This is a genomic window from uncultured Comamonas sp. (assembly GCF_964277875.1).
Classification (GTDB): Bacteria; Pseudomonadota; Gammaproteobacteria; order Burkholderiales; family Burkholderiaceae_C; genus Comamonas; species Comamonas sediminis.
Genome location: NZ_CAXYJV010000043.1, coordinates 75,000 through 98,482, shown reverse-complemented (window position 1 = coordinate 98,482; position 23,483 = coordinate 75,000). Strand labels below are relative to the sequence as shown.

General features: G+C 64.6%; 21 protein-coding genes. 10 read left to right on the top strand and 11 right to left on the bottom strand.

Annotated features, from left to right (window positions below; genetic code table 11):
* Positions 1-92: 92 nt before the first annotated feature.
* The 7 genes from gshB to ACHWUQ_RS17565 form a co-directional block, all read right to left on the bottom strand.
* Positions 93-1,046 (bottom strand): glutathione synthase, encoded by a 954-nt coding sequence (gene gshB / locus ACHWUQ_RS17595; RefSeq protein WP_394681906.1) that lies wholly within the window; start codon positions 1,044-1,046, stop codon positions 93-95.
* Between the two features lie 98 nt (positions 1,047-1,144).
* Positions 1,145-2,326 carry a benzoate/H(+) symporter BenE family transporter gene (locus tag ACHWUQ_RS17590; protein WP_312531096.1) on the bottom strand — a complete coding sequence of 394 codons (1,182 nt, stop codon included), beginning with the start codon at positions 2,324-2,326 and terminating at the stop codon, positions 1,145-1,147.
* A gap of 69 nt (positions 2,327-2,395) precedes the next feature.
* Positions 2,396-4,273, bottom strand: coding sequence for a potassium transporter Kup (locus tag ACHWUQ_RS17585; RefSeq protein WP_394681905.1), 1,878 nt, complete (start codon positions 4,271-4,273; stop codon positions 2,396-2,398).
* A gap of 161 nt (positions 4,274-4,434) precedes the next feature.
* The gene (gene gshA, locus ACHWUQ_RS17580; RefSeq protein WP_239810407.1) at positions 4,435-5,724 is read right to left on the bottom strand and encodes a glutamate--cysteine ligase; all 1,290 of its coding nucleotides are present in this window, start codon (positions 5,722-5,724) and stop codon (positions 4,435-4,437) included.
* Between the two features lie 117 nt (positions 5,725-5,841).
* On the bottom strand, positions 5,842-7,308 hold the full coding sequence (locus tag ACHWUQ_RS17575) for a TrkH family potassium uptake protein (protein ID WP_239810406.1): 1,467 nt from the start codon (positions 7,306-7,308) through the stop codon (positions 5,842-5,844).
* A gap of 9 nt (positions 7,309-7,317) precedes the next feature.
* Complete coding sequence (gene trkA / locus ACHWUQ_RS17570) at positions 7,318-8,808, bottom strand: Trk system potassium transporter TrkA (protein ID WP_312417500.1); 1,491 nt, start codon at positions 8,806-8,808, stop codon at positions 7,318-7,320.
* A 113-nt stretch (positions 8,809-8,921) separates the two neighbouring features.
* Entirely contained in the window at positions 8,922-10,202 is a 1,281-nt protein-coding gene (locus ACHWUQ_RS17565; protein ID WP_394681904.1) for a glutamate-5-semialdehyde dehydrogenase, read from the bottom strand.
* A gap of 220 nt (positions 10,203-10,422) precedes the next feature.
* Here ACHWUQ_RS17565 and ACHWUQ_RS17560 point away from each other — a divergent pair, with 220 nt between their 5' ends.
* Entirely contained in the window at positions 10,423-10,710 is a 288-nt protein-coding gene (locus tag ACHWUQ_RS17560; protein WP_394681903.1) for a hypothetical protein, read from the top strand.
* Between the two features lie 38 nt (positions 10,711-10,748).
* On the opposite strand, the gene ACHWUQ_RS17555 is transcribed toward ACHWUQ_RS17560, so the two are convergent.
* Positions 10,749-11,669 (bottom strand): phosphoribosylaminoimidazolesuccinocarboxamide synthase, encoded by a 921-nt coding sequence (locus ACHWUQ_RS17555; RefSeq protein ID WP_312531104.1) that lies wholly within the window; start codon positions 11,667-11,669, stop codon positions 10,749-10,751.
* A 481-nt stretch (positions 11,670-12,150) separates the two neighbouring features.
* Between ACHWUQ_RS17555 and hpf the strand changes: the two genes are divergently transcribed.
* The 3 genes from hpf to hprK all read left to right on the top strand — a co-directional run bounded on the left by hpf (position 12,151) and on the right by hprK (position 14,183).
* Positions 12,151-12,483, top strand: coding sequence for a ribosome hibernation-promoting factor, HPF/YfiA family (gene hpf / locus ACHWUQ_RS17550; RefSeq protein ID WP_116927826.1), 333 nt, complete (start codon positions 12,151-12,153; stop codon positions 12,481-12,483).
* A gap of 136 nt (positions 12,484-12,619) precedes the next feature.
* On the top strand, positions 12,620-13,105 hold the full coding sequence (locus ACHWUQ_RS17545) for a PTS sugar transporter subunit IIA (RefSeq protein WP_021026711.1): 486 nt from the start codon (positions 12,620-12,622) through the stop codon (positions 13,103-13,105).
* 121 nt (positions 13,106-13,226) lie between these two features.
* Positions 13,227-14,183 (top strand): HPr(Ser) kinase/phosphatase, encoded by a 957-nt coding sequence (hprK, locus tag ACHWUQ_RS17540; RefSeq protein WP_021026712.1) that lies wholly within the window; start codon positions 13,227-13,229, stop codon positions 14,181-14,183.
* A 26-nt stretch (positions 14,184-14,209) separates the two neighbouring features.
* Here the strand turns inward: hprK and ACHWUQ_RS17535 are convergent, their stop codons facing one another.
* The 3 genes from ACHWUQ_RS17535 to fur form a co-directional block, all read right to left on the bottom strand.
* Positions 14,210-15,418, bottom strand: coding sequence for a DUF1501 domain-containing protein (locus tag ACHWUQ_RS17535; RefSeq protein ID WP_312417518.1), 1,209 nt, complete (start codon positions 15,416-15,418; stop codon positions 14,210-14,212).
* An 11-nt stretch (positions 15,419-15,429) separates the two neighbouring features.
* Positions 15,430-17,022, bottom strand: coding sequence for a DUF1800 domain-containing protein (locus ACHWUQ_RS17530; RefSeq protein WP_394681902.1), 1,593 nt, complete (start codon positions 17,020-17,022; stop codon positions 15,430-15,432).
* 145 nt (positions 17,023-17,167) lie between these two features.
* The gene (gene fur, locus ACHWUQ_RS17525; protein WP_021025553.1) at positions 17,168-17,590 is read right to left on the bottom strand and encodes a ferric iron uptake transcriptional regulator; all 423 of its coding nucleotides are present in this window, start codon (positions 17,588-17,590) and stop codon (positions 17,168-17,170) included.
* 100 nt (positions 17,591-17,690) lie between these two features.
* Between fur and ACHWUQ_RS17520 the strand changes: the two genes are divergently transcribed.
* The 6 genes from ACHWUQ_RS17520 to ACHWUQ_RS17495 all read left to right on the top strand — a co-directional run bounded on the left by ACHWUQ_RS17520 (position 17,691) and on the right by ACHWUQ_RS17495 (position 23,477).
* Positions 17,691-18,257, top strand: a complete 567-nt coding sequence (locus ACHWUQ_RS17520) for an outer membrane protein assembly factor BamE (RefSeq protein ID WP_239810399.1) — start codon at positions 17,691-17,693, stop codon at positions 18,255-18,257.
* Between the two features lie 115 nt (positions 18,258-18,372).
* Positions 18,373-19,209, top strand: a complete 837-nt coding sequence (dapB, locus tag ACHWUQ_RS17515; protein WP_312461804.1) for a 4-hydroxy-tetrahydrodipicolinate reductase — start codon at positions 18,373-18,375, stop codon at positions 19,207-19,209.
* A 46-nt stretch (positions 19,210-19,255) separates the two neighbouring features.
* The gene (locus ACHWUQ_RS17510; RefSeq protein ID WP_394681901.1) at positions 19,256-19,990 is read left to right on the top strand and encodes a MotA/TolQ/ExbB proton channel family protein; all 735 of its coding nucleotides are present in this window, start codon (positions 19,256-19,258) and stop codon (positions 19,988-19,990) included.
* 27 nt (positions 19,991-20,017) lie between these two features.
* A complete protein-coding gene (locus ACHWUQ_RS17505; RefSeq protein ID WP_239810396.1) occupies positions 20,018-20,446 on the top strand; it encodes a biopolymer transporter ExbD in 429 nt (142 codons plus the stop codon).
* A gap of 191 nt (positions 20,447-20,637) precedes the next feature.
* Positions 20,638-21,639 carry a DUF2157 domain-containing protein gene (locus ACHWUQ_RS17500; RefSeq protein WP_394681900.1) on the top strand — a complete coding sequence of 334 codons (1,002 nt, stop codon included), beginning with the start codon at positions 20,638-20,640 and terminating at the stop codon, positions 21,637-21,639.
* Positions 21,639-23,477 carry a GDYXXLXY domain-containing protein gene (locus ACHWUQ_RS17495; RefSeq protein ID WP_394681899.1) on the top strand — a complete coding sequence of 613 codons (1,839 nt, stop codon included), beginning with the start codon at positions 21,639-21,641 and terminating at the stop codon, positions 23,475-23,477. The genes ACHWUQ_RS17500 and ACHWUQ_RS17495 overlap by 1 nt, the downstream gene beginning before the upstream one ends.
* Positions 23,478-23,483: the final 6 nt, after the last annotated feature.

The window sequence follows — 23,483 nt, the reverse complement described above, 5'->3', positions numbered from 1 at the left end:
GCTTTGCAAGGCATCGTGCTGTCGATAGACGCTATTGTATAGGCGTTTTCCCGGGGCTCCAGGAAAACGTCGGAGTTTTTTGCAGCCGTGTGTCAGACGGCTCCGGCAACGGCTTTTTCCAGCGCTTCGATGAACATGTCACCGACCGGGAAACCTGCCTGCTGTTCAATCTCCTGGAAGCAGGTCGGGCTGGTCACATTGATCTCGGTAATGCGGTGGCCAATGATGTCCAGACCAATCAGCAGCAAGCCACGGGGCGCCAGGCGCGCGCCGATGTGTTCGGCGATCACGCGGTCCTCGGGCTCCAGCGCCTGTGCCACGCCTTTGCCGCCGGCCGCCAGGTTGCCCCGCACTTCATTGCCTTGCGGGATGCGCGCCAGGCAGAACGGCACCGGCTCGCCGCCGATGATCAGCACACGCTTGTCACCCTTGGTGATTTCGGGCAGGTACTTTTGCACCATGACGCTCTGGGCGCCGTCCAGGTTCAGGGTTTCGATGATGCTGCCCAGGTTCATGCCATCGGCACCGACGCGGAAGATGCCCATGCCACCCATGCCGTCCAGCGGCTTGAGAATGATGTCCTTGTGCTGGGCGTGGAAGTCGCGGATATCCTGGGCGCTGCGGGTGACCAGGGTCACCGGCGCGTATTCGGCAAACTCCATCACCGCCAGCTTTTCGGGGTGGTCGCGCAAAGCCGCTGGCTTGTTGAAGACCTTGGCGCCTTCGCGCTCCGCCTGGCCCAGCAAATGGGTGGCATAGAAGTACTCGCTGTCGAAGGGCGGATCCTTGCGCATGACGATGGCGTCGAACTCGGCCAGTTCGGCACGGCGGCCGGGTGCCTCATCGAACCAGCGCGCCTCGTCACCCGTCAGCACAATGTCGCGCACCTGGGCAGAGACCTTCTCGCCGCTGATCCAGTGGATATGCCTTGGCTCACAGACGGTGATGCGGTGGCCGCGCGCCTGGGCGCTGCGCATCATCGCAAAGGTACTGTCCTTGTAGATCTTGAAGGACTCAAGCGGATCGGCAACAAAGAGGATATGCATGGTGTGGGTTGGCGGCCTGGTGACCGCCCTGTGTATTCAATGGCCTTGCACGCCCAGCGGAGGGATATGCAAGCAGAAACGGACAGAACTAGGCGCGCTCAAGCGGAGCGGCGCTTGCCGTAATGTTGCACAAAAAGCGCAAGGCTGCCTGCGACCACGCCCCAAAAGGCCGATCCCACCCCGGCTATTGTCACGCCGCTCACCGCTACCAGGAAGGTGATCAGCGCCGCTTCGCGGTACTGCTCGCCTTGCAGCGCAGTGTGCAGGCCGCCGCCGATGGTGCCCAGCAGCGCAATGCCGGCAATCGCCACCACCAACTCGTGCGGGAATGCGGTCAGCAGGCCCGCAATGACGACCCCGAACCAGCCGATCAGCACATAGATCACGCCACACACCACGGCCGCCACATAGCGCCGCGCCTGGTCGGGGTGGGATTCCGGCCCCATGCAGATCGCGGCCGTGATGGCCGCCAGGTTGATGCCAAAGGCGCCAAAGGGTGCCAGCAGCAAGGTGGTCAGACCCGTCATCGTGATCAACTTGGAGATGGGCAGGTCATAGCCGGAGCCCCGGATGATGGCTACACCCGGCAGGTTCTGCGAGGCCATCGTGACGACAAACAGCGGCAGCGCCAGGCTGATGGCAGCCTGCCAGCTGAAGTTGGGCATGGTGAACACCGGCATCGTCAGGCCCGGCTGCACGGCAGACCACTGGATCTTGTGCTGCAGCAGCGCCACCACAATGCCGACTGCCAAGGTGAGCATGACCGCATAGCGCGGCAGCAGGCGCCGGCCCAGCAGGTACGTGACCAGCATGGCCACCACCAGCCAGGTATTGGTCTGCGCGGCGGCAAAGGCATCCAGGCCAAAGCGGGTCAGCACGCCCGCCAAAAGGGCCGAGGCGATGGCAATCGGGATGCGGTTCATCAGGCGCTCGAACCAGCCCGTCATGCCCACTACCGCAATCAATACGGCACTGATGATGAAGGCGCCGATCGCGTCCCCCATGCCAAACGCGCCGGTGGCTCCGGCCGTAGCCAGCACGGCCGCCCCGGGGGTGGACCAGGCCACTACCACCGGCTTGCGCAGCAAGATGCTGGGTACCCAGCAGCACAGGCCCACACCAATGCCCAGCGACCAGACCCAGGACGAGACCTGCGCGGGCGTGGCGCCAAAGCTTTGCGCCGCCTGGAACACAATCGCGATGGAGCTGGTCAGGCCCACCAGCACCGTGACAAAGCCTGCGATGAGCGCCGATGCGCTCATGTCCTTGAAAAACCGCATACACCCTTTCGCCCCGCCACGGTGTTCGCTGGCCTGGCGTGCGCGCAGCGGATCCAAAGCCCTGGCTGGTTAAATTTCGAGTTTAGAGCCCAGCTCCACCACGCTGTTGCTCGGCAGCAGCAGGAACTCTGCCGCACCTGCTGCATTGTGGTGCATCTGGGCAAACAACTTCTGCCGCCAAGGTGCCATGCCGGCGCTGGCCTTGTCCGTGGGCACGAACACATCGCGCGAGAGGAAGTAGCTGGTCACCATCTGCCCGGTGTCGCAGCCGTGGCCGCGCAGCTGGTGCAATGCATTGGGCACATCCACATCGTTCTTGAAGCCGTAGTTCAGTTGCACGCGCCAGCAGTCGCCTCCGAGCGGCTCGATCACCGCGCGCTTTTCCAGCCCGATCCAGGGGACCTCGTGGTAGACGATGTGGACGAACATGTTCTGTTCATGCAGCACCTTGTTGTGCTTGAGGTTGTGCAGCAGCGCGGTGGGCACCACATGGGCATCCGATGTAAGGAAGACCGCCGTGCCCGGAACGCGGGTGGGAGGGGTGTGAAGCACCATCTGCAGGAAGCCCTGCAGATCGATGCCATCGGCATGCAGCTTTTCGTAGACCAACTCCCGTCCGCGCTTCCAGGTCATCATCACGACGAACAGGCACAGGCCGATGGCCAGCGGGAACCAGCCGCCATCGAGCAGCTTGAGCAGATTGGAGGCGAAGAAGGTGATATCGATACAGAAGAAGAACACCGTCGGCGCCAGCGCCATCCACAGCGCATATTTCCAGCCATAGCGCAGCACAAAGAAGGTGAGCACCGTGGTGATGGTCATGTCCAGGGTCACCGCAATCCCGTATGCCGCCGCCATATTGCTGCTGGACTTGAACAGAATCACCGCCAGCACAATGGTCAGGAACAGGCTCCAGTTCACAAAGGGGATGTAGATCTGCCCGGTGTCGCGCACGCTGGTGTGCAGGATCTGGATGCGCGGCAGGTAGCCCAGCTGGATGACCTGCTTGGTGACGCTGAAGGCGCCGGTGATCAGCGCCTGCGAGGCAATCACCGTGGCCATCGTCGCGAGCAGCACCAGCGGCAGCAGCGCCCAGCCCGGCGCCAGCATGAAGAAGGGGTTCTTTACCGCTTCTGCGTTCTCCAGCACCAGCGCGCCCTGGCCAAAGTAATTGAGCACCAGCGAGGGCATTGCAATGCTGAACCAGGCCAGCCGGATCGGCTTGCGGCCGAAGTGACCCATGTCGGCATACAGGGCTTCCGCCCCGGTGACGCAGAGCACCACGGCGCCCAGAATGATGAAACTGATGCCCGGATGGCGCACAATGAAGCCCAGCGCATGGTGCGGGCTGAGCGCCCACAATACCTGCGGGTGGTCCACAATGTTCCAGACCCCCAAGGCGGCAATGCACAGGAACCAGACCACCATGATGGGCCCGAAGAACTTGCCAATGCCTGCCGTGCCCCGCTTTTGCACCCAGAACAGCAGCAGCAGGACCACCAGCGTGAGCGGAATCACCCAGGATTTGAAGCCGGGCGAGACCACCTCCAGACCTTCGACCGCCGAGAGCACGGAGATCGCTGGTGTGATCACACCGTCGCCATAGAACAGACAGGTGCCAAAGATGCCAACGAGCATCAGCACTGAGCGGAGTTTGGGCTTGTCCTTGACCGCTTGCGAGGCCAGCGCCAGCATCGCGATCAGGCCGCCCTCACCGTTGTTGTCCGCCCGCAGCACCAGGACCACGTATTTGAGCGAGACGATCAGCGTCAGGGTCCAGAACAGGATGGACAGCACGCCATAGACGTTGTCGTGCGTGAAGGGCACATGGCCGGAGCCGAACACCTCTTTGAGCGAGTACAGCACGCTGGTGCCGATATCGCCATACACCACCCCGATGGCGCCCAGGGTCAGCGCGGGCAGTGCGGATTTATTGCTGTTTTGCACATCAAGCCTTTGTGCCATGCCGCATCAGGCATGCTTGTAGTGGATTGGTTTGCATTGTGCGCCTGTTGTTGCGCCCGCAGTGAGGCCGCGCATACGGACAAGTCCGGATGGCGGATCAGCAGCGGGCTGCAATGGAAGTTGGAACGAACGCCTGAACAGGCTCAGTCGTAGATTTCGGCGTCCGGGTCGGTCGCCTCCAGCTCATAGCTGGCGGCGAGCATCGCCAGGCGCGCCACCACACCATACATATAGAAGCGGTTGGGTGCGCTGGCCCCGACCGAGTCACCGGGCGAGATGCCGTGCTCGAACGACAGCGGGATGAAATGCGCGCCCGGCACATTGAGGTTGTCCTCCGCGCCCTTGTCGGAATGGGCACGGTAGTAGCCGCCGACCACATAGCGGTCAATCATGTAGACCACCGGCTCGGCCGCTTCCTTGTCCATGCGCTCGACGGTCTGCACCCCCTCCTGGATGATCATGTCATGGACCTGCTGGCCATCCTTGACCAGCGACATCTGGTTCTTGGTCTTGACCGACAGCTGACGCAACTCCTTGGCGTCATGCACGCTCATCACGCCCATGCCGTAGGTGCCGTTGTCCGCCTTGACGACAACAAAGGGCGTCTCCTTGATGCCGTACTCCTTGTACTTGCGCCGCACCTTGGTCAGCATCACGTCGACATCTTCACGCAACTCGTCGAGTGCATGCTCGCTGCCATCGGTAAAGTCGACGCCCTTGCGGCTGCTGAACATCGGGTTGATCAGCCAGGGGTCGATCCCCATCAGCTTGCCAAAGCGCTTGGCCACCTCTTCGTAGCTTTGGAAATGGCGGCTCTTGCGGCGCACGCTCCAGCCCGCATGCAGCGGCGGCAGCACAAACTGCTCGTAGACCTCTTCCAGAATGCCGGGCGCGCCGGTCGACAGGTCGTTGTTCAGCAAGATCGTGCAGGGATCAAAATACTTCAGACCCACACGGCGGCCATGGCGCAGCGCCGGCTCGATCACCAGGTCCTTGTTGCCGACCTTGAGCTTGATGGTCTCCTTGACTTCCGGGTCGATCGAGCCGATGCGCACGTTCAGGCCCGCCATCGAGAAGATATGCTGCAGCTGCACCAGATTGGCCAGGTACTGGGGGTTACGCGTCTGGTTCTCGGGGATGATCAGCAGGTTGCGGGCCTCGGGGCAGATCTTTTCAATGGCAGCCATCGCCGACTGCACGGCCAGCGGCACCATCTCGGGCGTCAGGTTGTTCCAACCGCCAGGAAAAAGATTGGTATCGACAGGTGCGAGCTTGAAGCCGGCATTGCGGATATCCACCGACGAATAGAGCGGAGGCGTATGCTCCATCCACTCCAGGCGGAACCAGCGCTCGATCGCGGGCATGGCATCGAGCATGCGCTGTTCCAATTCGTTGATGGGCCCCGTTAGGGCTGTTATGAGATTCGGGACCATAAATGAATTACTGTTTGAGGGCTCAAAAAAAACGAGCAAAAAACAATTGAGTACCAATTGTAGAGAGTTGAGGGCCAAAGTCATCAGAACTTTGCGACCGCCCTACCTAGCAAGCACTCACCTTCGCCAGAACGCTGGCGTCAACAGCGCCAGAAAGCTGAGAATCTCCAGCCGGCCCATCAGCATGCCCAAGGTAGTCACACTCAGCTGAAAGCTGGTCAGCCCGGCAAAATTGTTGCTGGGGCCTAGGTCACCCCAGCCTACACCGGCGCAGTTCACGCTGGCAAGTACCGCTCCCAGCGCATTGTGCAGATCCATGTCCGTGAACAGCAAGGCCATGGTCAGCACCGCGATCGTCGCGCAGTAGACCAGCATGAAGGCCAGCACCGAGAAGATGACCCGCTCATCCACCGCCAGGCCCCCGACCGTCACCGGTTGCACTGCGTTCGGATGCACCAGGCGCCGCATTTCACGCCGGGTTTGCTTGAGCAGCAGCAGCATGCGGATCATCTTGATGCCGCCGCCGGTCGAGCCTGCGCTGGTGGCCACGCCCGACAGCAGCAGCATGAAAACCGGCGCAAAGGGCGGCCACAAGCCAAAATCGACGGCGGCATAACCGGTGGTGGTGGCCACCGACACCGTGTGGAAAACGCCCATGCGCAGCGACTCCAGCGGGCCATACACCCCCTTGAACCACAGCAGCGCCGCGACCAGCAAGCCGCCACCCAGCAAGGTGCCAATGGTGGCGCGGAACTCCGGCTGCCGGTACAGCACCCAGGCATTGCGCTTGCGGATGGCGACAAAATACAGCGCGAAGTTGCAGCTGGCCAGCAGCATGAAGACCGTGCAGATCCCCTCGATCAGCGGCGAATTGAAATAGGCAAAGCTGGCGTCGTGCGGCGTCAGCCCACCCAGGCTCACCGTGGTGAACATGACCATCACTGCATCCAGCGGCGTCATGCCCGCCAGCCAGTAGGCCAGCGCGCAGAGCACCGAAAACAGTCCATACACGCCCCACAACCCCTTGGCGGTCTCGGCCATGCGCGGCGTGAGCTTGGTGTCCTTCACCGGGCCGGCGGCCTCGGCGCGGAAGAGCTGGCTGCCGCCCATGCCAATCATCGGCAGGATGGCCACGGCCAGAATCAGGATGCCCATGCCCCCCATCCACTGCAAAAACGTGCGCCAGATATTGAGAGACACCGGCAAGGTATCCACATGGTTGAGCACCGTGGAGCCGGTGGTGGTCAGGCCCGAGACCGCTTCAAAATAGGCATGCTGCCAGCTCAGCGCGCGGTCGATGCGCTCGAAACCCAGGTACAGCGGCAGCGCTGCAAACAGCGGAAACACCATCCACACAAAGGCGACCAGCATGATGCCGTGGCGCGCCTGCAGCTCACGCTGCTCATGCCGCGCCATCCACCACAGCACCAGACCGCAGGCCCAGGTAATGCCCATGGTCAGCGGGTAGACGCCAAACACCCCGTCGTCGAGCCACAGCGAGGAGACCGCAGGCACAGCCATCGTGCCGCCAAACATCAGCAGCAAAATGCCCAATACGCGCAGCACGGGTCGAAGGTCAGTCATCGGCCGTGCCTAGAAAAAGGTCACCCCGACACGGAACAGGGCCTCGACCTCATGCACCAGCCGCTTGTTGGGCAAGAAGAGAATGACATGGTCATTGCTCTGGATGATGGTGCCGCTGGTGGGCACGATCACCTCCACCTTGTCGTCATCGCGCTCGTCGTCATCGCGCTCGGCCGCCTCGCTGCCATTGGTATTGCGCGCATCGGGCTCGGGCAGGCCGCGCACGATCATGCCGATATGCACATCACGCGGCAGGCGCAGGCTACCCACACGCCGGCCCACGGCCCGCGAGGTCTTGGCGTCACCGCGCGCCACAATCTCGATCGCCTCGGCCACCCCCCGGCGCAGGCTGTGCACCGCCTGCACATCGCCCTGGCGCACATAGGCCAGCAGCTCACCCAGGGTGGCCTGCGCGGGAGACAGCGCAATGTCGATCTGCGTGCCGTGCATCAGGTCGGCATAGGTGCGGCGGTTGATCAGCGCCAGCACCCGGGTGGCGCCCAGCTTCTTGGCCAGCAGGCAGGACATGATGTTGTCTTCGTCGTCATCGGTGATGGCGACGAACAGATCCACATCTTCGACGTTCTCGTTCTCCATCAAGGTCTCGTCGGTCGCATCACCCTTGAGCACCAGCACATCAGAGGGCAGGCGCGAGGCCAGGTAGACGCAGCGGTCCTCGCTCTTTTCGATGATCTTGACCTGAAAGCGCCGCGACTCCTTGGTCAGCGCACGCGCCAGGCGCATGCCCACGCGCCCGCCACCGGCCACCATCACACGGCGCACCACCTCGGCCTGCTCACCCACCTGGCGGTTGAAGGCCGCCAGCACATCGCCCAGGTTGTCCTTCTCCGACAGCACGAATACTTCATCCCCCGGCTCGATGCGGGTGCTGCCCTCGGTCGGCACCAGGCGGTCAGCCTCATGGTGAAAGCGCCGGTACACGCCCACGACCCGGATCGCGCCATGGGGCAGGTTCTGGCGCACATCGGCCACACTCAAGCCCACCACCGGCGCGCCGCCACGCGCGCGCACCGATGCCAGCGCCACATGGCCCTGGGCAAATTCACGCACCTGCAGCGCCTCGGGGTAGGTCACCAGCTTGCCGATATAGCCCATCAGCGCCTCTTCGGGGCAGAACGCATGCGTCACGCCAAAGCCGGTATCCGACAGCAGCTCGGCATGGCTCTTGAGCGCGACCGAGCGCACCCGCACGATGCGGGTCGGGATATTGAACAGCACCTGGGCCACCTTGCAGGCGGTGAGGTTGGTTTCGTCCTGGGAGGTGCAGGCGATCAGCATGTCCGTGTCGGCTGCGCCGGCCTCGGCCATCACTTCGGGGCTGATGCCGTTGCCCACGACGCCGCGCAGATCGAAGCGGGCTTCGAGATCGCGCAGGCGCACACCATCCGTGTCGACCACGGTGATGTCATTTTTTTCGCTCAGCAAGCTTTCGGCGACACTCTCGCCGACGCGGCCTGCGCCGAGGATCAGAATTTTCATAGCATGAGGCGCCAGCCGCTAGGAAGCGGCCTGGCATGGCCGCATCATAACGTGGGCACGGGGCTGCCGGCCTGCAAAGAAGGGGCCGCCCAGCCGGCAGCCGCCCAGTGCGCTCAGCCGCGCACTTCGCCTTCGCCCAGAACGATGTATTTCAGCGAGGTCAGGCCCTCGATGCCCACAGGCCCGCGGGCATGGAACTTGTCGGTGCTGATGCCGATCTCCGCACCCAGCCCATATTCAAAGCCATCGGCAAAGCGCGTGCTGGCGTTGACCATGACACTGGCCGAGTCCACCTCGCGCAAAAACCGCTGCGCATGCATGTGGTCACGCGTGATGATCGCATCGGTATGGTGGCTGGAATAGTGGTTGATATGGGCAATCGCCTCTTCGACACCAGCCACTACCTTGATGCTGATGACAGCCGCCAGGTACTCCTCGGACCAGTCCTGCTCCGTCGCCGTCTGCAGGCGGGCGCCCGGCACAGCCTGCAGCAAGGCCAGTGCCTCGGCATCGGCCCGCATCTCCACACCCTTGGCTGCAAACACCGCGCCAATGCGGGGCAGAAAATCGGCCGCCACCGCACGCGCCACCAGCAGGCTCTCCGTCGCATTGCAGGGGCTGTATTTCTGGGTCTTGGCGTTTTCGGTCACCTTGACCGCCATGTCCAGATCGCAAGGCGCATCTATATAGGTGTGGCAGTTGCCGTCCAGGTGCTTGATCACCGGCACCTTGGCATCGCGGCTGATGCGCTCGATCAGGCCCTTGCCGCCGCGCGGAATGATCACATCGACATATTCGGGCATCGCAATCAGCTGGCCCACGGCCTCGCGGTCGGTGGTCTGCACCAGCTGCACGCCGGTGGCGGGCAGGCCGGCTTCCAGCAGCGCCTGCTCCACCAGGCGCGCGAGCGCCTTGTTGGAATCGATGGCTTCGGAGCCGCCGCGCAAGATGCAGGCATTGCCGCTCTTGATCGACAGGCTGGCCGCCTCGATGGTCACGTTGGGGCGGCTCTCATAGATCATGCCGAAGACGCCCAAAGGCACGCGCATCTGGCCCACGCGGATGCCGCTGGGCATCTGCTTCATGCCGCTCACCTCACCCACCACATCGGCCATGGCCGCCAGCTGCTCGCAGCCTTGGGCGCAGGTCTCCAGCACCTTGGGGGTCAGGCGCAGGCGATCGACCATGGGTTCCGACAGGCCGTTGGCCTGCGCACGCGCCAGATCCTTGGCGTTATCGGCTTGCAAGGCCTCGGTCTGGCTGCGCAGCAAACGCGCCAGCGCCAGCAAGGCCTTGTTTTTGATGGCAGAAGGTGCTTTGGCCATCTGGGCAGAGGCTTGCTTGGCCTGCAGCCCCAGGGCCTGCATGGTTTCCGAAATGTTCAGGGCATTCATGGGGGGCTATTGTCAGGCATTTGCGCCCGGGCAGCGGTGCCGACACCAATGGCCCCAGGCAAATCCCAGGCACTGGGACGCTCTGCACAACTCCCTGCCATGGTCTGAACGCGGGCTCGGGCGATCCGCGTCCATCCCGCTTGGCGAGGGTTTTGCAGAGCATCCCAAGCGGCGCAAAGGCCTCTACACTGATGCCATATTGAGCCACCAGGAGACCACGATGCAATCGGCCGCGCTGCGCCAGTTGGGCGCCTTACAAGACGGGCTGGACCATTTCGAGGCCGGCCACATGGATGCAGCGGCCCTGAGCCAGCAGGCACGCAGCTACACCGACTTGCTCGGCGCGCTGCCGCCGCAGTTCCAGGAAATATTGCTGCAGCTGCTGGACCGTCTCGAATCCAGCGCGCTGTTTGATGAGGAGAGCTGCTCGTTCAGCCGCAAAGACCTGGTCGACAGCCTGCGCCTGTGGCTGAAAAAGGCCGATGCCAGGCTGAGCGCCACCGCCTGAGCGGGCAGCGGCGCAGTCGCCCACCAACGGCCAGGCCGTCAGGCCGTCAGGCGCTCCAGCGCTTCGCGGTACTTGGCCGCCGTCTTGTCGATCACGTCTTGCGGCAGGCGCGGTGCCGGTGCCGTCTTGTCCCAGGGCTTGCCGTTGACCTTGGCCTGCTCCAGCCAGTCACGCACAAACTGCTTGTCGTAGCTGGGGGGGTTGGCACCGGTTGCCAGTGCGTCGGCATAACCTTCCACCGGCCAGTAGCGCGAGCTGTCGGGCGTCAGCACCTCGTCCATCAGCACCAGCTTGCCGTTTTCATCCAGACCGAACTCGAACTTGGTGTCGGCAATGATCATGCCCTTGGTCAGCGCAATCTCGGCAGCCTTCTTGTAGATGGCGATGCTGATGTCGCGGATCTGGGCGGCCAGCTCGGGGCCCACCATCTCGACGGTGCGCTCAAAGGTGATGTTTTCATCGTGCTCGCCGGCTTCGGCCTTGGCCGCTGGCGTGTAGATGGGCTCGGCCAGCTTGGCGGAGTTGACCAGACCCGCGGGCAGCGGCACGCCGCAGACCGCTTGCGATTCCTGGTATTCCTTCCAGCCGCTGCCAGCCAGGTAGCCACGCACCACCGCCTCGATCGGCACGGGCTTCAGGCGCTTGACCAGCATGGAGCGCAGTTGCACCTGGGGCACTTCATCAGGCTGCACGGCTGACTCCGGTGCTTCACCGGTCAGATGGTTGGGGCAGATATCGCCCAGCTTGTCGAACCAGTACAGCGCCATCTGCGTCAGCAGCGCACCCTTGCCAGGAATGGGCTCGCCCATGATCACGTCAAAGGCCGACAGACGGTCCGAGGCCACCATCAGGATGCGGTCGCTGCCGACGGCGTAGTTGTCACGCACCTTGCCGCGGGCCAGCAGGGGCAAGGAATGGAGCTTGGAGGTATGCAGTGCAGAAGGTACGGGCTGGGTCATGGTGATGCAGAACTATGGACAGGCACCCTGCGTGAAGACGGAAGGCACGGACAGCCGCGCTACCTCGGCAAGGCAAGCGCTCGATTGTAGTCGGCCACCCTCCAATGCCTCGCCCGCACCGGCGGGATGCCTTGAATTGCAGTGCAGTATTGGGTGCTGGCGCCGCGAACACGTAGGCCATTACGTGCCGACGCACAGAAACACCGCTGCTTGCCTCCGGTTGCAATTGCGCCGGCAGCGGCCCGCACTGCGCCTGCGCCCTCCGTTTTTTGCAGCATCCGAACCGTAATTTGTAACAAACACCCTGTCCCAACCGCCCGCCGAGCGCACAGAAACCCAGCGATCCGGGTTGTCATAGACTTGCAATTTTGTAGGTCAAGGCGCATCATGGTTTACACGCATGCATGTGTTTCCCCCTCGGGGTGGCCTGGGTTCCAACAGACCCGGTCACTTTTCTTGGTTTGCAGAAGGAGACTTGTTCATGAACCTGACGATCAGCGGTCACCATTTGGCGGTGACCCCGGCGCTGCGCGAATATGTAACATCCAAGCTGATGCGCATTACGCGACACTTTGACCAGGTGGTGGATGCCAAAGTTTTACTTTCAGTGGAAAAGCAAAAGGAAAAGGAGAAACGGCAGCGTGTGGTGTGCAATTTGCGGGTCAAGGGCGACGAACTCTGTGTTCAGTGCTCTCACCATGATTTGTACGCCGCGGTAGATGCTTTGGTGGACAGGTTGGACCGCATGGTCGCCCGTCACAAGCAACGTGTTCAATCTCACTACAGCGATGCGCTGCGGCAGGCAATGGCGTAAACCCTCTGCTTTTTGCCGAGGAAATACATTCTCTTTGCGTACTGACCGATAATACGTGCAGCAACACCTGCATCCAGGTGTTGCTGCGTTCGTTTGATCATGCTCTCAGTAGCTAGCCATATTGCCGCACTTCACTATGAACTGTCTTGCCTCTATCTTGCCTCCAGCTCAAGTGCTAGTGAGTGTGGATGTTTCCAGTAAAAAACGTGCATTTGAAGAAGCGGGCCTGCTGTTCGAGAGTCTCCATGGTCTCTCGCGCGCCTTGGTCACCGACAGTCTGTTTGCACGTGAGCGACTGGGCTCCACCGGTCTGGGGCATGGCGTAGCCATTCCGCATGGGCGCATCAAGGGACTCAAGTCCCCGATGGCTGCGGTGTTCCAGCTCGAGCGCGCCATTGGCTTTGACGCCCCGGATGAGCAGCCGGTCAACCTGCTGATCTTCCTGCTGGTGCCCGAAGCTGCCACCCAGCAGCACCTGGAAATCCTCGGCGAGATTGCCGAGTTGCTGTCCAATGCCAGCCTGCGCGAGCAGATGAAGGCCAGCACCAATGCCGAGCAGCTGCACCAGATGATCGACACCTGGCAATCGTCTGCCAACAACACCTCCACTGCCCACGCCTGAGCGCCGCGCGCCGGTGTGTACTCTCAGGCGCTGATCCCTCACCTCAAGACTTTTTCCTGCTAGGCTTGGGCGCTGGCGGGCAGCTTTGCTGTGCGCGCCCTGGCTTTGAAAGGACTGCACCGTGAAACCCAATGTCGTAAGCGCCGATGTGTTGTTCGAGGAGTTCCGTGCGTCGCTGCGCTGGGAATGGCTGGCGGGCCTGGGCGCCTCCGAGCGCCGCTTTGACGAAGTGGCAGTGCGCAGCGCCCGCTCCAGCGCCGATCTCGTGGGCTACCTCAACTACATCCACCCCTACCGCGCACAGGTGCTGGGCGAGCGCGAAATCGCCTATCTGACCAACTCCACCACCGAGGATTGCCGCCGCCGCATTGCGCGCATCGTGACCTTGGAGCCGCCGGTGCTGGTGCTGGCCGATGGCCAGGGTGCGCCCGATGAACTGCTGTCGATGTGCGAGCGCGCGCACATCCCGATGTTCTCCACCAAGGAATCGGCCGCCTTTGTCATCGATGTGCTGCGGGCCTTTTTGTCCAAGCATTTCGCCGACCGCACCACGATGCACGGCGTGTTCATGGACATCCTCGGCATGGGCGTGCTGATCACCGGTGAATCCGGTCTGGGCAAGAGCGAGCTGGGCCTGGAGCTGATCACCCGCGGCAATGGCCTGGTGGCCGATGACGCCGTGGACCTGTACCGCATCAACCAGACCACGATCGAAGGCAAGTGCCCCGACCTGCTGCAGAACCTGCTGGAGGTGCGCGGCATCGGCCTGCTGGATATCCGCGCGATCTTTGGCGAAACGGCGGTGCGCCGCAAGATGCGGCTCAAGCTGATCGTGCACCTGGTGCGCAAGGAAACCATGGAGCGCGACTACGACCGCCTGCCCGCCGCACCGCTGACCCAGGATGTGCTGGGCATTCCGGTGATGAAGGTGGTCATCCAGGTGGTGGCCGGCCGCAATATCGCGGTGCTGGTCGAAGCGGCGGTGCGCAACACCATCTTGCAGCTGCGCGGCATTGACACCTACCAGGAGTTTGTGGACCGGCACCGCAAGGCCATGGCCAGCGGGCGTGAGTTCTAGCCCACCGGGGGCATCCTCCAGCCGTTTCAGACCAGCCGCAGATCCTTGACCTGGGCCTGCGGGAACACCTGCTGCAGCTGCGCCGGCGACAGGCCATACATGCGTGCAAACAGGCCGCCCAGCACACTGCGGTACTCGTTGAGCACCGGGTAGTCGCGGTTCTGGAACAGATGGGCCTCGCTGACGTCCATCTGCTCGCCCACGATCCGGCCACCGGCCTGCGCCGACAGCCCCCCGCCCAGCATCCAGTACGCCGTGCCATGGCCGTGGTCGGTGCCCTTGTTGCCGTTTTCGCGGAAGGTGCGGCCAAATTCGCTGATCACCGCCACGACCGTATGGCGCCAGGGCTCGGGCCCCATCTCCTGCGCGAAAGCGGCCAGGCCACGGCCCAGGTCGTCCAGCCGGTTGGCCAGGTTGCCGCTGGCGTTGCCCTGGTTCACATGGGTGTCCCAGCCGCCCACATCGACAAAGCCCAGGTCGAACTGGTCCCGCATCAACGTGGCCATGCGCTGCGCCACCAGGCTGAAACCCTTGGCGCTGATCGCATCGCGCCCGGCCTTGTCCATCTCCTCCTGCATGCCGCGCAGCACGGCCTCACGCACCGCAAAGCCCTCGTTCACGGCAGGCGCCAGCGCCGTGCCGGCATACATGGCGGCAATGGCGCGGCTGCGGTTGGCATCCACGCCGCCCTTGCCCACATTGGCCAGTGCGGTGTTGGCAATGCGGGCGGGCCCGCGCATGCACAGCGGCAGCTGCGCGGTAAACGCCATAGGCGCCAGGTCGCTGCGCCCCTGCAAGGTTTGGGCCAATCGGTTCATGAAGCCGGTGCGAAAGCTCTGGTGCGCATCCAGCGGCTGGCCCAGCTCGATCGAGTCCTGGGTTTCAAAATGGCTGCGCGAGAGGTCATCGCTGCCGGCAAACGGCACAAAGCAGGCCTGCCTGCTTTGCCACAGCGGCAGCACGCTGCCTTCCATCGCCGGGTGCAGGCCCCAGCGCGCATCCAGCGGCAGCGCGCCGTTGGCCTCGCCCGGGCGCGGAATGGCGATCGTGGGGCGCGCCTCGTAGTAGAAATCGCTGTGCGTGGGCACCAGCAGGCTGTTGCTGTCATAGGCGCCGCGCAGGAACACCAGCAAAAAGCGCGGTGTATCGCTGCGGGGCGCGGCGGCGCGGGCGCGCGCCAGACTGAAGGCCAGCGGCAGGCTGGCGGCGGCAGAGAGAAAGTGGCGTCTTTGCATGGCGTACCTCGTCAGCGGACCATCATTTCGGGAGCAGAGAGAAAGTAGGTGTTCCAGTCGGGCACATTGCGCGCCTTGGCCAGCGCTTCGCGGGATGCCGCGCTCCACTGGGCCACACGCGCCTGGGCCGTGGCACGCTGCGCCAGGTCAGGGTAAGGCGGCTGCTCCAGCGCGGCCTGCGGTTCGGCGCGGAACAGCACGGCACTGCGGGTCGCGATCTGGCGCGCCACATCAAAGCGCGCCGCCATCTGGCCCGAGCTGGCCCAGTCCGATTGCGAGGCGGGGTAGCCATCGGGCGTTTCATGGCCGTAGATGGGCTGGCCCAGGCGGTTGATCCAGCCAATCACCGGCCGCACATCGCTGGCCACGCGCTCGTCATAGCCCAGGCGCACGGCGCCCAGCACATAGTGCATGGGGTCCTTGAAGCGCTGGCCTTGCTGGGCCAGCGCCTCGGGCGCCGTCAGCAGGCTGCGCAAGGTGGCGGCAATATCGCCATGGCTGCGCGAAAAGGCCGCCGCCGTACGCTGCACCAAGGCAGGCGGAGGGTTGTCGCTGATGAAGAACACCGCCAGCTTGCGCGCAATGAACTGCGCCGTCGCGGGCGAGGCCACGATGCGGTCGAGCGCCTCATCCACCGCCGCCATGCCCTTGGCCCGCAGCGGCTGCCCCAGCAAGACCTGGGGCGCATAGTCGTGCCGGTTGGGGTTGAACTCGAAAAAGCCTTCGCGCCGGTAATCGGCCTGCAGCGCCGGTGGCAGGCGGGGCGGCGGCGCATCGGCATCGCGGGTACTGAATCCCACCCCCGTCAGCACATGGGCCATCGCCTGCACATCGGCCTGGGTGTAGCCGCTGCCCACGCCCATCGTGTGCAGCTCCAGCAGCTCGCGCGCATAGTTTTCGTTGATATGGCCTTTGGCATTGCTGGCGTTGTCCAGGTACAGCAGCATGGCCGGGTGGCGCATGCTGGCCTCCAGCAGGCTGCGGAAGTTGCCCAGGGCATGCGGGCGAATCGCCCGCTCCTCATAATCGCCAATCCAGAGCCGGGTTTCGGCCTTGCGCGTGCTGACATTGAAGTGGTTCATCCAGAACCAGGTCATCTGCTCCTGCAGTTGGGCCGGCGAGTACAGCGCACGCAGCACCTGGCGCTGCTGGGCCTGGGCAGCGAGCTGGTTCAGGTGGCTCTGCACCTCCTGGCGCAGGCGCGCTCCCTCGCCCTCTCCCTGGCCTTGCTCGGTGGCCGTGCGTGCTGCCTGGCGCTGGGCGGCAATGCCGCGCTGCAGATCCTCCATGCTGCGCTGGCTGATTTCCAAGGCCGCGATGTGCTGCTGGGCCGGCTCCGGCAGGCGTGGCGGCTGGCGCGGTGCAAGCTGCTCGTCCAGCCAGCGCTGCAGGCCCAGCCGTTGCAACTGCCGGTCGGCGCTGTCGCTGGCGCCCCAGCTGACACGGTCCAGCCACTGCTGGCGCTGGGCGGCGCTCAATGGCGTATCGGGCAGCGCCGCCGGCGCGCTGGCCGCATCCGGTGGTACGTGGGAAGCGCAAGCGCTGAGCCACAAGGTGCCTGCCAAGGCGGCGGCGCTGAGGGTGAGCAGTCGGTAGGAGCGCATGGGATCTGGAAACCTGGTGCAGAGGGCCCCATGGTGCGCCTGCACCGTCGCGCTGCTGTAAAGCTATGTGTGCAAAACGTAAAAAGCGAAGCGTTTGGGGCGCTTCGCTTTTCAGGGGTTGACGGGCAACGGTGGGCGGCCGTGCTTATTTGGCCTTGACCGCACACTCCGCGCATTGGCCGTACAGGGCCATCGAGTGGTCATGCACGATCCAGCCCTTGCTCTTGGCAATCGACTGCTGGCGCTTTTCGATCTCGGGGTCATAGAACTCCTCGACCTTGCCGCAGCTGGTGCAGACAAAATGGTCGTGGTGCTGGCCTTCGTTGAGCTCGTAGACGGCCTTGCCACTCTCGAAGTTGCTGCGGATCAGGATGCCAGCCTGCTCGAACTGGGTCAGCACGCGGTAGACGGTCGCCAAACCGATATCGGAGCGCTCTTCCAGCAGCACGCGGAACACATCTTCGGCCGTCATGTGGCGCTGCGCACCGTTCTGGAAGATATCCAGAATCTTCAGCCGGGGCAGCGTGGCCTTGAGGCCAGTGCTTTTGAGTTCTTCAATATTTTTCATAACAAGGTCTTTCAAGTGGGCCCGATTGGTATACGGACTTCTGGAGAAGGCCTGGAGACCAGCCGCTACAATGGCCGATCATATCGCTATGTCTATAACCATGCCTGAATTTGTTCGTTCCGGTGTCCGCATGGCGGCGCTGTTGGCCCTGGGCGCCAGTGTGGCCGCTTGCGGCTCCTTCAATGAAGCCAGCCGTAAGTTCGCCAGCGCCATCACCCCCTACAAGGTGGAGGTGGTGCAGGGCAATGTGATCACCAAGGAGCAGGTCGACGCACTGCAAAAAGGCATGAGCCGTCAGCAGGTCAAGGATCTGCTGGGCACCCCGCTGCTGGCCAGCGTGTTCCATGCCAACCGCTGGGACTACGTGTTCACCATCAAGCGCAAGGGCGTGCCGGAGCAGGAGCGCCGCTTTACCGTGTACTTCGACGATACCGGTCTGGAGCGCTTTGAAGGCGATGAAATGCCCAGCGAGCAGGAGTTCGTAGCCTCGGTCACGACTTCGATCAAGAACCCCAAGGTGCCACGCCTGGAGGCGACGCCTGAGGAGCTGGCCAAGTACAAGGCCGATTCGTCCGCCCCAGCCCCCAGTGCAGATACCGGCACCAGCGACGCGATCACCACACCGCCCCCCGCCAACTACCCGCCGCTGGAATCCCCCCAGCGTTGATGCCATGGCGCTGGCATGCACCCGCGCTGCGCTGGCAGCGGGTGGCCAGCACCGCCTTTGGGCCGTGTCCGATGTCCGCTGAGATGCTGCCCGCTTGAGCCCCAGGATCCGATCCATGACCGCCCCCCTCTCCTCCTCCACCAGTCCCCGTATTGCCGTCGCCATTGCAGGCGCCAGCGGCCGCATGGGCCGCATGCTGATCGAAGCCGTGCTGGCCAGCCCCGACCTGCAGTTGAGCGGCGCGCTCGATGCGCCGGGCAACCCCAGCCTGGGCACCGATGCGGGCGCTTTTCTGGGGCGCAACACCGGCGTGCAGATCACCGCCGACCTGGGCCAGGGCCTGCAGGGCGCGGATGTGCTGATCGATTTCACCCGCCCCGAAGGCACCTTGGCGCACCTGGCGCTGGCGGCGGAACGTGGCGTCGGCGTGGTCATCGGCACCACTGGCTTCAGCGACGCGCAAAAAGCGCAGATCCGCCAGTTGGCAGACAAGACCGCCGTCCTGCTCTCGCCCAATATGAGCGTGGGCGTGAACGTGACCTTCAAGCTGCTGGAGATGGCGGCCAAGGCCTTGCAGGAAGGCGGCTACGACATCGAAATCGTCGAAGCCCACCACAAGCACAAGGTCGATGCCCCCTCGGGCACGGCGTTGAAAATGGGCGAGGTGATTGCCGAAGCCCAGGGCACGCAGCTGGCCGACCGCGCCGTCTACGAGCGCTTTGGCCACACCGGCGCGCGCGTGGCCAACAGCATCGGCTTTGCCAGCATGCGCGGCGGCGATATCGTTGGCGACCACACCGTGCTGTTTGCCGGCGATGGCGAGCGCATCGAGATCTCCCACAAGTCCAGCAGCCGCGCAGGCTACGCCAATGGCAGCCTGCGTGCCGCACGCTACCTGGCCCGCCAGAAGGCCGGCCTGTTCGACATGTACGACGTGCTCGGCCTGAAATAAACCCAGTCCGGCACAGCCACCCCGCTTTTTAGAAGGACGGCCAACCATGACGATCTGGCAATGGCTCTCGCAAGCAGACGGCGTCGCCCGGGCCACGGCCCTGGTCTTGTTGCTGATGTCCGTCGCCAGCTGGGTGCTGATTCTCTACAAGGCCTGGTGGCTGGGCCGCGCCCATGGTGCCACCTTGCGCGCCACCGATGCCTTCTGGCAGGCCAGCAGCTGGGAGCAGGCACGCCTGGAGCTGCCGAAGATTGACCGCGCCGCCTTGCTGACGCCGGTGGCCGATGCCATTGCGCACATTGTGGCGGCCGAGCCCGCCGCCCACCACAGCCTGGCCGTGGCCAGCGGTGCCCAGGTGCAAACCACCCGGGTGCTGCGCGAGGCGCTGCATGGCGCCAGCCACCGGCTGCAATGGGGGCAGACGGTGCTGGCCTCCATCGGTGCCACGGCCCCGTTTGTCGGTTTGCTCGGCACGGTCTGGGGCATCCACCAGGCACTGGCGGCATTGGCCGGTGCAGACCATGTCAGCCTGGAGCAGCTGGCCGGCCCTGTGGGCGAGGCGCTGGTGATGACCGCCGCCGGCCTGGCCGTCGCCTTGCCGGCCGTGCTGGCCTACAACCTGCTGGGTCGCAGGCTCGCGCAGGTCGAGGAGCTGCTCGAAGGCTTTGCCCACGATATGCAGACCTGGGCCTTGCAGCAGGCGGCCCAGGCGCCGCAGGCCTACGCCGGCATGCAGGCCCACAACACCGTGGACGCCATCGCGCTGGTGGGCAGCCGCTGAGCCGCCGCCAACCCAGCCTTTTGCACCATGGCATTCGGTCGCTTCAACAAAACCCCGGCCAGCCCGCCGATCAGCGCGATCAATGTGACGCCGCTGGTCGATGTGATGCTGGTGCTGCTGGTCATCTTCATCATGGCTGCCCCATTGCTGGCCGCCTCGATTCGCCTGGACCTGCCCCCGGCCGCCAGCGCCACGCGGGCTAACCCGCCCGCCGCGATTGCGGTGCAGATCAATGCCCAGGGCGAGTTGTTTGCCGATGGCAAGGCTACTGATATGGACGCCCTCAAGGACCTGCTCAAGCAGCAGGCCGAACGCAATCCGCAGACCGAGGTGCAGCTGTCCATCGACCAGAGCCTGCCCTATGCCCGCGCCGTCGAGCTGATGGATGCGGCGCAAACCGCCGGCCTGAGCCGCATGGGCTTTGTGGCCCAACCGCAGGCGCCCGCAGCGCGCTGAGCCCCTCTGCCCAGCCCCGCCCGGTCGCGTTTGGCTGGGCCTGACAGTATCGTTTGAAGCTACCTGACTGGGCGCATGGCCAGCTCCGTACCCGTTTGGTTATATTGCTGGCTGTGCCGTCCGCATGGGGCGGTGGCACCCAGGCCCTTGCTGCACCAGCATGCAATGGCCCACCAACGAGGAACACACGGATGGACTCCACCCTCTACCAGGTCAATGCCCAGTCGGCGCCCGGTGACCCGCGCATCGCGCCGCTGTATGCATTGGCCGTCTCGGCCGGTGCGCCCGCCGATCTGGCCCGCAAGATCCGCGCCGGCTTGCTGCTGGTTGGCGCATTGCTGGTCGCCAGCGGGTTGATCTTTTGGGTGGCGGCCAACTGGCAGGCGCAGTCGCACTGGTTCAAGCTGGGGCTGATCGAAGGCACACTGGCGCTGTCCGTGCTGGCCGCCTGCCTGTGGCCACGCCTGCGGCTGGCCGCCCTGTTCTGCGCCACTCTGGTGCTCGGCGGTCTGCTGGCCTATGTCGGCCAGACCTACCAGACCGGCGCCGATGCCTGGCAGCTGTTTGCCGCCTGGGCCGCGCTGGCGCTGGTCTGGGTGGCACTGGCCGCCAGCGATCTGCTCTGGTCCGTCTGGGTACTGATCGCCGCCGCGGCCATCGTCTTTTGGACCGGCAAGCTCGACCTCTGGCAGGTGCTGGTCGCCGACCGCGACAGCTTTGCGCAGCTGATGCTGCGCTTGGGGCTGTGGCTGGCGTTGGCGCTGGTACCGCTGCTGGTGTACTGCGTGCCGGCCTTGCGGGTGCGTGGCGGCATGGGCTGGTGGTCGCAGCGCCTGGCGCTGGGCGGCGCACTGGCGGCCTGGTCGGCGATTGCCACCGTGCAGCTGTTTGACGACGCCACACGCCAGACCGTGGCGGCCTTTGCACTCAGTGCTGCCTTGGTGGCTGGCAGCCTGCTGGTGTCGCTGTTCAGCCGTTTTCGCGACTTCATCTGCACCTGCCTGGCCACGTTGGCGGCCAATGTCCTGGTGCTGTCGCTCATCGCCCGCTGGATATTCGAGTGGCATGAGACCGAAGCCCTGCTTGCCTTTGCCGTCATCGTGATGGTCTGCCTGGGCATCTCGGTCAAGGCCCTGATCACCGCGCAGCACTACCTGCACGCCCAGCAACGCGACCACCAGGAGGTGCTGTGATGGCTGCCATCCGTCCTTTGTCGTTTCTGCGTACCCAACCCAGCTGGTGGGCCCAGGCCCGCCAACAAGGCCTGGTGCAAGGCGATGCGCCGGCCCCGGATCTGGAGGAGCCGCCCGCCCTGGTGCTGGCACTGGCCATGCTGGGCGCACTGGCCAGCCTGGTGCCGCTGGCCGTGTTTTTGGCATTTGCGCTGGGCGAGCGCTTTGTGTTCGGCACCGGCGGCGTCGTGCTGGGCCTGGTGTTGCTGGCCGCAGCCGGTGGCTTGATGCACCAGTCGCGCCAGGCCTTCGTCAACTGCGTGGCGCTCGTGCTCTGGTGCGCAGGCGGGCTGCTGGTACTGGTCAACCTGGGCGATGTCGCCGACTCGCGCCTGGGCATGCTGCTGATTGGCACGCTGTCGGCGCTGGTGCTGATGCTGGGCACCGCGCTGGCACAGATGCGCTGGATCCAGTCGCTGATGGGCCTGGGCTGGGGCATGGCCGTGGTGGTCAGCCTGATGGCGCTGCAGTCCTGGCTGCCAGCGATGCTGCCGCTGCAGCTCGATGCACTGCTGCCCGCCCTGCTCTGGTGCCTGTGGCTGCGTGCCGAGCCCGCCCGCCTGGCCCAAGCGGCGCAGCGCTGGTCCCAGCCACGCTGGGCGGCCTTTGCCGATGCGGCCATCGTCGGTGTGCTGATCAGCCATGTCGCCTCCGGCTATGTGGCCCGGGCGGTCTTCTGGGAACACAGTGGCGACTTTGTCCCCTGGGCCTTCCCTGCCGGGCGCGCACTGGCCGTTGTGGTGGTGGCGCTGGCGACCTGGATGCTGGCGCGGCAATGGCGCGCCCGTGGCACCACCAACCGCCAGGGCGAGCACAACCTGCTGCTGGCCGGTGCCATGCTGGCGCTGGCCGCGTGGTTCAGCCCCGGTCTGGCCGTCGTCAGCCTGGTGGCAACGGGCGCCCTGCTGGCGGCGCGCTGGCGCATTGCGGTGCTCTGCGCGCTGCTGGCGCTGGTCGCGCTGGCCCAGTTCTACTACCACCTGGGCTGGTCGCTGGCCGCCAAGGGCCTGGGCCTGGCGCTGGTCGGTCTGCTGCTGCTGGCTTGCCTGTGGGTGCTGCGCCGCGCGGCCGATGCCGGCACGGCGGCAGCAGCTGCACAACCTGCAACGCCGCAGCGCCGTCTGCAATGGGTGGGGTTGATCGTGGGCGCCATGCTGGCGCTGGGCATTGTGAACTGGGATGTGCGCGGCAAGGAGCAGGTCATTGCCCATGGCCAGCGCATTCTGGTGCCGCTGGTCCCGGTGGACCCGCGCTCCCTGATGCAGGGCGACTATATGGCGCTGAACTTTGCACTGCCCTTTGACATGCGTGAAAAGCTCCAGAACATCGTCAGCCCCCGCCAGCTGGTACGGGCCAGCATTGACGACCAGGGCGTGGCCACCATCCAGGGCTTGCTGACCGCTACCGACACCCTGCAAAAAGGCGAACTGGCCCTGCCGCTCAAACGCCTCAAGGGCCAGTGGGTGCTGGTGACCGATGCCTATTTCTTCCCCGAAGGCCAGGGCCGCCATTTCGAGCAGACGCGCTATGGCGACTTCCGGGTGCTGCCCGATGGCCGCGCGCTGCTGGTGGGCCTGGCCGATGCCGATGGCCAGCCGGTGCTGCCGCTGCCCGGCCGCTCGATCTGGGAAAGCCCATTGGGCATCCACAGCCCGGAAGCGACCAGCGCAGCCAGCGAAGCGCCGGTGCCAGAGCCCGACGAGCCGGTGGCCGTGGCGCCGGAGCCGCCGCCCGCAGCGGTAGCGAACGTGCCGTCTCCGGCGCCAGCGGCAGCCCCGGCCCAGGGCACGCGCCGCTAAGCGGCA